This is a genomic window from Rodentibacter trehalosifermentans, from assembly GCF_002000545.1.
Lineage (GTDB): Bacteria > Pseudomonadota > Gammaproteobacteria > Enterobacterales > Pasteurellaceae > Rodentibacter > Rodentibacter trehalosifermentans.
This window is the reverse complement of sequence record NZ_MLHL01000007.1, coordinates 1-12,984: the sequence shown is the minus strand read 5'-3', so window position 1 is coordinate 12,984 and position 12,984 is coordinate 1. Positions and strand designations below refer to the sequence as shown.

4 protein-coding genes and 1 pseudogene are annotated in these 12,984 nt (G+C 42.8%); all 5 read right to left on the bottom strand.

The genetic code is table 11. From position 1 onward, the window contains the following. Window positions 1-42: 42 nt before the first annotated feature. Window positions 43-1,260 carry an HlyD family type I secretion periplasmic adaptor subunit gene (locus BKK52_RS01590; RefSeq protein ID WP_207551806.1) on the bottom strand — a complete coding sequence of 406 codons (1,218 nt, stop codon included), beginning with the start codon at window positions 1,258-1,260 and terminating at the stop codon, window positions 43-45. After that, complete coding sequence (locus BKK52_RS01585) at window positions 1,260-3,464, bottom strand: type I secretion system permease/ATPase (RefSeq protein WP_077421493.1); 2,205 nt, start codon at window positions 3,462-3,464, stop codon at window positions 1,260-1,262. The genes BKK52_RS01590 and BKK52_RS01585 overlap by 1 nt, the downstream gene beginning before the upstream one ends. Window positions 3,465-3,487: 23 nt before the next feature. Then, a complete protein-coding gene (locus tag BKK52_RS01580; RefSeq protein WP_077421494.1) occupies window positions 3,488-4,756 on the bottom strand; it encodes a TolC family protein in 1,269 nt (422 codons plus the stop codon). Window positions 4,757-4,996: 240 nt separating this feature from the next. Next, window positions 4,997-8,422: an Ig-like domain-containing protein gene (locus BKK52_RS01575; RefSeq protein WP_077421495.1), complete on the bottom strand. Its 3,426-nt coding sequence runs from the start codon at window positions 8,420-8,422 to the stop codon at window positions 4,997-4,999. Between the two features lie 673 nt (window positions 8,423-9,095). Beyond that, window positions 9,096-12,984: pseudogene (locus tag BKK52_RS13480) on the bottom strand (calcium-binding protein); the annotation flags it as partial.

The following is a 12,984-nucleotide window of genomic DNA, read 5'->3' as shown; positions in this document are numbered from 1 at the left end:
ACTTTTTTCTTTTCTAAACCAACGTTCTACGTTTTTCCTACATCAACGCTCTTGTAATGCCTGCTTCATACGGGTGATAGGTTTGATGAGATATTGGAAAATGGTTTTTTCACCGGTTTTAATATCCACCGTTGCCGTCATCCCCGGAGTAATATCCAATTTTTGACCTTTACTATCGGTAATTGACGTCCCCTGTGTTTCCACCAAAATTCGATAATAGGCTTGATCGGCATTTAAGTTTAATTCACTACGGCGGCGTTCATCTTGCAAGGTATCCGGGCTGATTAAGGTCACTTTCCCTTCAAGACCGCCATAAATGGCATAGTCATAGGCACTGATTTTCACTAATGCCGGTTGCCCCGGGCGAATAAATGCCACATCTTTCGGGCTGATATAAGCCTGTACCAGCAAAGTATCGTCTAAAGGGACAATTTCAAGAATATCCTGCCCTGCCTGTACTACACCTCCGACCGTATTAATACGGATATTTTTCACCACACCGCGTAAAGGCGCTTTGATTTGCGAGCGTTCTACCGGGTCGGCACGCATTGCCATATTTTCCCGGGCTTGGGCAAGCTCGGATTCAGCCTGTACCAACTCATTATTGGCGTCTGCCGAATAGCGGTTACGGCGTTCGGCAATTTGTTGGGCAAAATCGGAAGATTGTCGTCGCATACGGAGTAATTCCACCTGTGAAACCACACCTTTTTTCACCATTGGCTGAGTGATGGCGATTTCTTGATCCAAAAGTGCTTTACTTTGTGTTAGCCCCGATACCGCATCAACCATCGCTTTACGGCGAGCATTATAAGCAGCGGTTTCCCGTGCAATGACATCCTCAGGAATATCATCGGCAAATTCAAGAGGCGTATCTGCGGATTCAGCCTGTAAGCGGGCAACGACAGCCCGTAAGTTTTGCACTTTCGCCTCACTTTCACGCAATATTGCCGAACTACGGGTATCGTCAAGGGTCAATAAAACCTGCCCTTTTTCAACAATATCCCCTTCTTTCACTTTCATTTCTTGAATAATCCCGGGATCCAGACTCTGCACAATTTGCTCACGGCTACTCGGAATCACGCTACCCTGCCCGCGTGTCACTTCTTCAAGCGGACTAAAATATGCCCATACCACAAAAGTGACGAGGAAGATAAAAAAGAGAATAATGACCGAAAAAATACCATGGTGTTTTTCAACCTGTAATGCGGCATTCAAATCATTAATTAATGCTAAATCCGATTGTTTTATTTTCTCACTCACTATTCTGCTCCTTCAGGCTTATCGGCTGCCGGCTGTTGTGCTTGTGGTGGCTGTTGGTTTTTTTGTACCGGTTGCTGAGCCTGTTTTTGCTCATTTTTTCTTAAATGTTCCAACACTGCATCTCGTGGTCCGTCAATCGCCACTTTGCCGTTTTCCATCACAATAATACGATTAACCAATTTCAATACTTGAGGACGATGGGTCACCATAATCATAGTACGATTTCCCATCCAACGGGCTAATGCCTGTAACACCATTTCTTCCGTGCCTTGATCAAGATCGCTCGTCGGCTCATCCAACAACACAACTCTCGGATCTTTAATGGTTAAACGGGCAAGTGCCACCAATTGTTTTTGACCACCGGATAAACCCTGTCCGTTTTCTCCCAATGGCATATCCAATCCTCTTGGGTGACTGTTCACCAAGTTTTCCAAACCAAAACGATACAAGGCATTCACTAATTCCACATCACCGGCAAAATTATCCGCTCTGGCAATATCTAAATTTTCACGCAATGTGCCTAAGAAAAGGCGGGGAGATTGACCGAACAGAGCCACTTGATTACGCAGATAGTTTGGATCAATTTGGCGTAAATCTACATTATCAAGGGTAACATTCCCTGCCTGAGGTTCGTATAAGCCCGCTGCGAGTTTTAATAATGTACTCTTACCACTCCCGATACGCCCCAAAATCGCCACTTTTTCTCCCGGATTAATCGTCACCGACAACTTCGACAAAGCATTTGGCGTTTCTTTGTTATATTGAAAGTTCACATTATTAAAGGTGATTTTGCCTTGCGTTTGTTTCAAAGTAATGTATTTACGATCGGGAACCCGCTCAATTGGGCGGTTTACAATCTCATCCACGCCTTTCAATGCTAAACGTGCTTGTTGAAAACGTGTTGCCAAACCGGCAATTTGCGCAAGTGGTGCTAATGCACGACCGGATAAAATCACAGAAGCGATCAATGCCCCCATCGTGATACGGCTGGCTTCATCCTCACTATGAATAAGATAAGTCCCTAAAAGCACCAAAAATACCGTATTTAATTGCTGTAACCCGACAGAAAAATTCACCACAAAGTTACTCAAATCTTTCACTTTAATCTGTGATGCCGAGGTTTTTGCCGTGTACATATCCCAACGTTGCTGCACCCAATTGGTCGCATTATTGGCTTTTAATGTTTCAATACCGTCTAACGCCTCAACAATTAACCCTTGACGTTGCGAGGATTCACGCATAGATTCATTAATTCTTGCCGCTAATTTAGGTTGCACGGTTATTCCGACTAAAATAACTGTTGGAATAATAATTAAGGGAACAATTGCCAGTTTTCCTCCAACCAAATAGATAACGAAAACGAATAAAAAGAGGAAGGGTAAATCCACCAACACCAATAAACTCGCACTGGTCATAAATTCACGGACAGATTCAAAATCACGTAAATTATTCGCATAAGAGCCAGAAGAGACCGGCTTATCAATAAGTCTCAATGCCATAACCCGTCTAAATAATGCCGAGCTAATTATCAGATCCGCTTTTTTACCGGCAATATCCGTTAAATGTCCCCGAATCATTTTGGCGGCAAACTCAAAACTAATCGCTAAAATAACACCGATACTCAACGCCCAAAGGGTTTCATAAGTTTTATTCGGAATCACGCGATCATATACGTTCATCACATAAAGCGAGCTAACCAGTGCTAAAAAATTGATGATAAAAGTGGCTAAAATAACTTGTCCGTAGTATGCCTTAAATCGCCAAATCACTTTCCAAAACCAAGATTTTGGCAAATGATATTCCGGTAATTCGGAACGAATATCGGAAGTCACTTTAGGTTTAATAAACCAGCAATAGCCCAAATAAATTTCGCTTAATTCTTTATAGTCTAAAACCCGTTTCACATTATCGGTCTGACGAATATGAAAGCGACGGTTTACCCCCGCCCCTTCAATTTTCGTGATCACCAAGGCTTCTTCGTCTTTTAAAATCGCGAGAACCGGTGTGGCAAGACTCGGAATATCCGTCAATGCACGTTTTGAAATAGAATTTTCAAAACCATAGGATTTCAACACTTCCCTTAAAGAAGGTAAATTCACATCCAAACGCTGATCCCGATTAACCTGCGCCGTTAATGCTTCTTGGGCAATAGGCGTACCATGTAACTGGGTCACCAATGCCAAATGTTCAATAATTGATTTCATACAACTTATATTCTTTTTTATTTCTACTTAAATTTTGTAGGGGCTTTCTCCGCTCCCACCCAACTTGCAATACGGGATTGAGAGGCTAAATAAGACATCGCCGCATCACGAAAATCATTGCGGGCGTTCACTTCATCAAGCTGTACCCGTGAAAGTTCTTGATAAGAGTTTAACAAATCAATCAAACTCCGTGCCGCAACATCAAATTGCAGCTCATTATCCTCAACCACTTTACGCTGCAAAGCGATTTGCTTGCGCGCGACTTCTGCCAATCGTTGGTTTCTCACCATATCCGTTTCAGAAGTTAAAGATCTTTCCTGTACGGAAAGCTCAATTTCACGCAGTTTTGCCTCTGCCGCTTTTTGTGAATAATAACGTTGTTGCTCTTCATATTTGGTTGCCGGATTATAAATATCCCATGACATATTGACATACACTTCATGCTCATGGCGACTTGCCGTACTTTCCAAATTGATCGCCGGTAAACGTCGGGCTTTTGCTGCCTTCACTGCGGCTTTTGAGCTGTTAAATTCCGCTTGTTGTGCCAAATAACTCGGATTTTGTGTGATATCCGCATTTTTATAGCGGCTAATGAAGGTTTTGACGTTGATATTTTTGAAAGGATCAACCAAATCTTTCGCATTCAAGATTTTTCCGCCATTGTATCGACTTAAACGGTTTAATGCGGATTGCATAATACGTTCCTGCATTAGAATAGTGGTTTCAACCTGATTCTTACGGGAAAGCGCTTCATTGACTTCCGAGTAACGCCCCTCATCATATGTAGCGACAACCCCTAGATCTTTTAATGTTTTCTCGTGCCAATTCAAACTTTCTTTATACACCGCAATGGTTTCTTTCGCCCGAAGTGCGGTCAAATATAGCTGAGAAATTTCTAACCCCATAGTTTCCTGCGTTTCGGTCAAGGTGTGCTGATAATAAGTTTCACGATGTTTATCACGCTCAATTTCCGCCTCAATGCCGCCCCACGCATAAAGGTTCACTCTCGCCGCCACACCGGGACCTGACCGGCGTTCACTTGTGTAGCGATGCTGTTGGCTTAGTACCGATGTTCCCGTTAATGACACCACCGGCAAATGCCCGGCCTCAGAAACTTTGGTTTGACTTGCCGCCATGGCAATATTCGCTTTTGCCTCATCTAAAGTCGGATCCGCCACAAAGGCATATTGCAAAATATCGTTTAGCGTTGTTTTCGCGAATAAGTTTGGCGAAAATAAAACGAACGCACCGGCAAGTGCCAATGAATATTTAGAAAAAGGTAAATATTTCATAACATTCCTTTCAGATTTTTCGTTCAAGTTACTCAATTTCAGCGGATTTTAAATTCCTGCCCGTTGAATATAACACGATAGAAAACGAGGGCAAATTTACATCCGTTTATTCTTAAAATAAAAGAGCCACATCTTACTCTTTTCTTGCTTTTTTTCAATTGAAAACAAGCCTTATCAATAATGTTTAATCCCCTACCTCATACAAGATAGGGGATTCTTTACATTAAGAAGCCGTATTCATTATACAACTTGAATATTTGCTTGAACGTAAACGAGGGTATCGTCTTGACCGTTAAATTCATAACCGTCATATTGAACACCATCTTTTACTGTAGAGCCGACTTTAAACCAACGGCCTTTGCTACCTTCTCTCAAATTACGGTTGTTACTGATGTTACCAAAGTCAACTTTGTCGTTAAAGTCACCTTTAATAAATACGGTTGTACCGTCTTTGCGTGCAGCCTCTGAATCGACACGTAACGTATTGCGACCTGAACCTGAAATATCAATCGTTTCTACCTCAGTAAAGTCGCTTAATTTTAAGACAACATTATTACCTGTGATCTTCACGGTATCGTGACCTGCACCACCGTTGATTTTACCGGTACCTGCAACATAGGTCACAGAGTCATCACCTGCACCCAATTCCATCTTACCGTTAAAGCGACCGCCAATTTCAACGATATCTTTACCGTTACCACCGTAAATTTGAGCACCCGGATCCACATTCACCGCAATACGTAAATGGTTCACATCTGATGCGCTATCCACATTATTATCGTTGCCAAGGCTACGACCGGTGCCATCTTGGTAAGTATTCAAATAAATTGCCGGCATTGGTTTACCGCTACCTAAATCAATAATAGTGCTACCAACCAAGCTACCGCCACCCAACTCACCAAAGCCAATATTGATCTTATCGCTTCCGCTACCACCGGAAATGATAGAATTATGGATACTACCACCAATATTGATCACATCATCACCAGCCTCACCAAAGATCGCAGAGATGGCTTGGTTTTTATCTCTTGATGCCCCGGCTGTACTCACCGCAGAAGTCACTTTTAAGCGAATATCAAGTTGGTCGTTACCTTCACCGAGATAAACACGGGTTTGTTGGTTTTCATCGCCACGGATGCGAACATAGTCATCACCTGCACCGGTATCTAAAGTAGAAATGCTCTTATTACCATCCGTCTTCGTGCCATATGCGGTATTACTATCCGCCCAGTTAGAGAAACTTCCGGCTTGTCCCGGTAAGAATTCTTGACCGTTCGCACGATAGCCGATAAAGACTTTATCATCACCATCTGTTGTTGTGTAAGCATCAACGCCTTTCGGTACGGTAAAGCTCACATCGGCAGAACCATTCTTAGAACCTGATTTGCTCACACCATAGTAAAGACCTAAATCACCATTTAATGCACGTAATTCAATCGTTTCACCTTGAGGTGCAACCGGTTTAATCGGCTCAACCGGTTTTGTTGGCTCAACCGGTTTTGTTGGTTCTACAGGTTTTACCGGCTCAACTGGTTTTACTGGTTCAACCGGTTTTACTGGCTCAACTGGTTTTACTGGCTCAACTGGTTTTGTTGGTTCAACCGGTTTTACGGTATCAATTGGTTTGTTATAAACAAATTTCTCCGCCTCTTCTTTTGTTAGATTTGATGGACCTGTTTTACCTTTTTTAGCAAGATCAAGAAGATTCAATGATGAAGAGGATCCATCAATTCGGCTATGGAAATAACCCGGTTTTACGGTTGCCACAGTAAATTTCACCGCATTTGAAATTTCTGCACTGTTGCCTACCGCATCCGTTGTCGTTAATACGGCTGACACAATTTTATCTGCATCTTTAACTAACAGGCTACCCGGAACAGCTACGCTAAATTTCCCTTCTACATCCACTTGGCGGGTATAGTAAGTATTCTCATCTAAGAAAATACGAACTTGATCGCCCGGATTAAATTCCCCGGTTACTTTACCTGAAATCGTATAGTTACCGTATCGATTCACATTGTCAATCGGATTAATATGTACTTGCGCATCAACGGTGGTATCAACACCATATTGTTTTTCACCACGAATGGTACCGGTATTGCCTGCCGCATCAGTTGTGGTTAACACGGCATAAAGGGTTTTATCCGCATCATTGACTAATTCAGATGCTTTAACATCCACTGAGAAACGACCATTTTCATCCACATAACGGGTGTAGTAAGTATTTTCATCAACAAAAATACGCACTTGATCACCTGCGTTAAATTCACCGCTTACTTGTCCTGAAACAGTGATGGTTGCTTGTTTTGCTTCCACGCCATTGATGATATTATCGGCAGTGATATTGTCGAAAGTGACTTTCGCGCTATCCGCACTTGGTGCCGTGGTATCCACCGCATATTGTTTCTCTGCACGGATGGTTCCGGTGTTACCTGCCGCATCGGTCGTGGTTAATACCGCATAAATGGTTTTATCAGCATCATTCACTAACTGATGTGCCGGCACATCCGCTGAGAAACGACCATTTTCATCCACATAACGGGTGTAATAAGTGTTTTCATCAATGAAAATGCGCACTTGATCATAGAGGTTAAACTCACCACGCACTTGACCGGAAATCTTAATCGTACCTTGCGCTTCTTGCGCATTGATAATGTTATCGGCAGTGATGTTGTCTAATGTCAATTGTGTGCTATCTGCATTTGGTGCAGTGGTATCCACCGCATACACTTTTTCACCTTCAAAGGTAAAGGCTTTATCATTTTTATGGGTAGTAAGTACCGCTTTAATGGTTTTATCCGCATCATTAAGGAAATAGTGAGCATCAACATCCGCAGAGAAATTCCCCTCGGCATCCACATAGCGGGTGGCATAAGTGTTTTCATCAAAGAAAATACGCACTTGATCGCCTTCTTTGAAATCCCCTTTTACTTTACCGCTAATCGTAATTTTATCTTGTGCTTCTTGTGCATTAATCACATTGTCCGCAGTAATATTATTTAATTCTACGGTCGCTTCCGGATCTCTGACATCTAACAGATAAACGCTCTCTTTCACTTCAGAACCATTACCGTATCTGTCCACAATATAGGCAGAAACCAACAATTCACTATTTTCACCACCTTCCGGCGCATCTACTTTGATTTCAATTTGACCTTTTTCAAGCGCTTCTTTCGGTAACCGTATCGCTTTACCTTCACCCTGATTGCTTTCAACAACTAATGAATCTCTGGTTGAAAGCCCTTTAGGCAAAGTCACCGTTACAGTCACTTTACCTTCCGCATCAATTTCTTCAGGTGTTAAAAGATTATCACCGTTACCAATTACAATTGAACCCGGCTGTTTCGTTTTATCCGCTCGGGCAATCGTATCAATGTAAATCCCATCCTGCTTATAACCTAGCGGAGTGCTCACATCATAAGTGATTGAGATTTTCTCTCCGGGAACCGGTGCCGGCACACCAAACACCAGTTTGTTGCCTAAATCTTCTTTTTTCACTCGATAGTTAATAGGCGTACCTTCATTGCCTAAATCACCTGCACCCGTCCCACCATAATACGGATGAATAATTAATCGAGTACCGGGAATAACGTTCTTCTCAATCGTTAACGTCACTCGGGCAATTTGTGAGGGATCAACCACATCACTTGAATAGATAATTGTCATAAAAAATCCTTAAAAAGAAATTAAAATAATGTGCTAAATTCAAACAGGTAAGACAGGTTAAAAACATTCAAATTTTTCACCGCACTTTTTTACCAACGAGTAGCAAAAAACTTGAATTTCCGGCAAACCTACCATTTAACATTACTAACGATATCATTTTAATCCGTCACTATTCCCACGAATCAAAACGACATAAAAATAAAGACTATGCTAAATAAGCACCTATTAATCCAACATTTTTGCAACATTTATTCGTAATAAACCAATTCGCACCTATCAAGAAGACAGAAAACAAATTACGTGCAATATCAAGACACTAGGCTCTCATTCTTTCATCGTCATTCATTATTTCATCACAGGTCAAAACCTGCAAAAACCGGTCAGCACACCTACTCAATTCGGGTTAGAATTTTAATAAAAATTCACAACATAACAAGCATATTTACAAAAATTTACAAACTAAAAACATTTCATAGAATTTATTTTTTATTTGTAAAGAAAATATGAATTACATTCGTGTATTGAATAGTAAATGCACAAATCGGATTTTTATTTACCGGTAGCAACGGCGACATAATGTTTGCAAAATACCGATAAAATTGACCGCACTAAAAAATCCCCCCGAATTTTCATTAAGGGGGATTTTGACCAATTTAAAATTACCTAATAAAAACTAGATAACATTTACATTTTCTTGGATATACATAGTCGCACTCACATCTCCGCGTGAATATGAGTAGGTCACATAGTTGGCACCTTCATGTTCAACAGTATCTCCTTTCGTCCACGGTGTACGGCTACCCCAAATTAACTTATCACGTAGGTCCGTATCACCGCTTTGCATACCAAGGTTAACGGTATCCGCATCAGTTCCTTTCACGTAGATAGAGGCTGCCGGCGATTTCGCCACTTGTTCTGCCCAAACTTCTGATAAGGTTTGCGCACCCTCTCCACTGAGGTCGATAGTCTCTACATTCATGATGTTACTGAAGTTTAGGGTCGCTCCCGCTCCAGTCACCAGGATGGTATCCTTACCTGCTCCACCGTCAATTGTGCCGTTAATGGTTGTGCCTTCTACCTTAATGAGGTCATCGCCTTCTCCGCCGTTAAAGGTTCCGGTGAAGTTGCCACGCACATTAAGGGTGTCATTTCCGGCTTCTCCATTAAATGTACCGCTGAAGTTGTTACCTACATCTAAGGTATCCGTTCCGGCTCCGCCATTGAATGTGCCGGTGAAGTTGCCATTTACCTCAAGGGTATCGCTGTCGGCACCACCATCATAAGTACCACTGAAGTTTCCACGCACATTGAGAGTATCATCGCCAGCCCCACCATTGAATGTACCATTAAAGTTTCCGCCAACTGTTACGCTGTCGTTGCCTCCACCGGTTTCAATTTTACTGTTACCAACAACATTACCATCAATAGTGATCTGATCATTGCCTGTTCCTGTAGTAATTGTACCGCCATCAAGTGCAATACCCAGACTATATCCATTTTTGATGGTAACAATGTTATCACCATTGCCGAGATCCATATCTCCTACATACGAACCACTTTCGAAAGTCACTTCATCGCGACCTTCACCACCGTAAATCTTAGAGCCATGACCAGATCCATTTGCCAAACCAGCCCCTTTGATGATTAATTTATTAACATCCGTTGCTAAGTCAGTATTATTGTCATTACCAAGGCTACGTCCTGAACCATCTTGATAAGTACTCAAATACTCTGCCGGCATATTTCGACCACTACCTAGGTCAATCAAGCCTGTTGCATGCCCTCCAATAGTAATAGTGTCACCACCACTTCCGGCATAAAGATGATTATATAAATGCGAACCAATATTGATGGTGTCATCACCGGCTTCTGCAAAAATACGTCCGTTATCTTCTACTGACGAGTTTCCACCCGATCTATCACCGATAATTAGTAGATCATTTCCTTCTCCCAAGTAAATTCTAGTGTTACCAACTCCTCCAATACCATGTTGTCTACCACGAATTTGAAGTATGTCATCGCCTTTGCCCATATCAATAGTTGCTATATAACCATTACTACCGTCTGTTTGAGCTCTTGCGGCACCTGAATCCTGAGAAATCGCAAAATTGCCCTCTGAAGTTGAGGCAGCGCCATTTGAATGGTAGCCAATATAAAGTTTATCAACTCTGTCCGTCATGATGATCGCATCACCGGTATCCGCGGTGGCTATCCCACTTCTTGCCACTTTACCCGCTTCGGTACTCACTGTTTTCGCAAGATTTGCCGTTGGGTTTTGAATAAACCAAGAAGAAGAGATACCGTAAGCCAATGACATATCACCATTTAAGTGTGGTAAAGCAACCGGGTTGGAATCTAAAATCAAGCCAACCGAGTAACTGCCTTGGTTATTACCTTGAGAGGCTATCGCGTAACTAGCATCATCTGCTAAAACGGTGCCGACAACGGTTTCCGGTCCTTCAAAGTTATAATCCGCTCCACTTTCTTCACGAATCGGATCGACGGTAAAGTTCGCTGAAGTTTGTCCTGCCGGAATCGTAACTTCGATTTGTTTACCGCTGATGGTTTCTCCATCCACTGTAGTGGTGTAATCAGTACCGGTCACTTCTTGACCATAGACACGAACAGTATAATCCTCCGCCGTCGCTTTACCGGTTAAGGCTACTTTCACTACGGTATCGACCGATCTCGCTTTTGCGATGCTCACTGTGTAAGTTAATACGGTATTCGGGTTGATGTCTTCTTCCGTTGCCGGATAAAGCACGTCTTCCGTGATATTACCTTCAACAGCAATACTCACCGTCGGCGGTGTATTGTCGACTTCCGCAATTGCACCTTCTGCTACGACTTTATCACCCAGCGTATAGAAATTACCGTTTCCACCGGTTTTTCCTTCCGCGGCACCAAAGTTAAATGCGGATACAACTTCAGCCTTAACAACCTCAGTGCCTTCTGTCGCACCATCTTCTTTTGGCGTTAATATGAAACTTGCAGAGCTTTCGCCTTTTGGTATTGTCACGACAACAATTGAACCATCCTGGTTGATATCAGCACCATTTGTTGTCGTTATACCGTTTGGATACCATTGAGCATTTGTACCGTCCACAGCATATTCATCTGTCGTAATGCCATCTCCTGAGAGCTTAATCGCGACTTTATAATCTTTCTGTGCCGCTTTATTTAAATTCACGGTATAAGTGAGCTTACTATCCGCCACACCTTCATAAGCCGTGGCAAGTTCTTTGCCATTGACCTCTGTTTTAGTGTTCGCATTAACACTTAATTCAAGTATTGCCGGATCTCCTTCAAGTTCAGCATTACCACCATTTATCGGAGTACGGATTCTATAGGAAGATTGAATATCTTCACCTTTGTTACCAAGTTTATCCGTTAAACTCGCCGTTACATCAATGATTTGTTTTTCCTTAGTCGGAGCCGGAACATACACCTCCACTTTTCCTGCCTGAATATCCGTGTCAGTCAATTCTCTCACCACCGCTGGCGGCGTATAAGTATGCGGAGAAGTAATGTCACGAAGAACAAGTCCATCGTCAGTATATTCAGCATCCCGTTCTCCACCTGATTCTACTTTATAGGTTAGAGTATCACCCGCTTTAGCATCAGAAGGTAATTTAAAGGTAACGCGAACGTTTCCATCCTTATTCACTTCTCCCGAATAAAGCGTTGTCTCCATATCCTGAATAACCTCACCGTCATGAGCAGTCATCGTTTTCTTATCTGGGGAAACAATAACTTGGACGTAAGAGCCATGTTCTTCACTATCCGGATGTTCTTCAAAGTAATCCGGTCCACCGATTGTCACTTCAATGTTCGCCGATGTATCACGGGTTGCTTTCGCCTCTCCTGGCGCACTCACCGCAGTTGTATCATCTACCGCTGTAATGGTTGCCGACACTGTGAGTTCCGCACCATCTGCCGGTGCTGTCACGGATTGTGTAATGGTCTTCCCAATATCCCCGGATTGAACCGTATAAGTAATCGGAGCCGCATCGGTGTTTGTCGTCAATGTCAGAGTATCCCCTGCTTTCGCATCATTAGGGATCGACACAGAAACACTCACTTTTTCGACCGCACTTTCACCGCTTCCAGAAGTTGTAATCTCCGCTTTCGTGATGTATTCCACATCCTCGCCATAAGGTTTATCTACTTGCGTACCGATGGTGACGGTTGGGGCGGTGCGTTCCACATCAACCGTATATGGTTTCTCAGCAGACACCACTTCACCGGTATTACCTGCTTCATCTGTCGCAGTGATCGTTGCCGTCACTTTCTTATCGGCTGCATTCACCAATTTCGCCGTTGGAACCACAATACTGAAGTTACCATTCGCATCAACAGTGCCGTTGCCAATCTCCTCAGTACCGACTTTAACTACAACCGCATCACCCGCTGTAAATTCACCGGTTACTTTACCTGTTACGGTTTGGTTCGGAGCTTTAGCTTCTGTTGTATCAACTTTATTATCATCACCAGCAACAGTCTCTACCGTCACCGTTGTTGTGGTTGCATCAGGGGCAGTGGTGTCCACAGCCACAGATTTA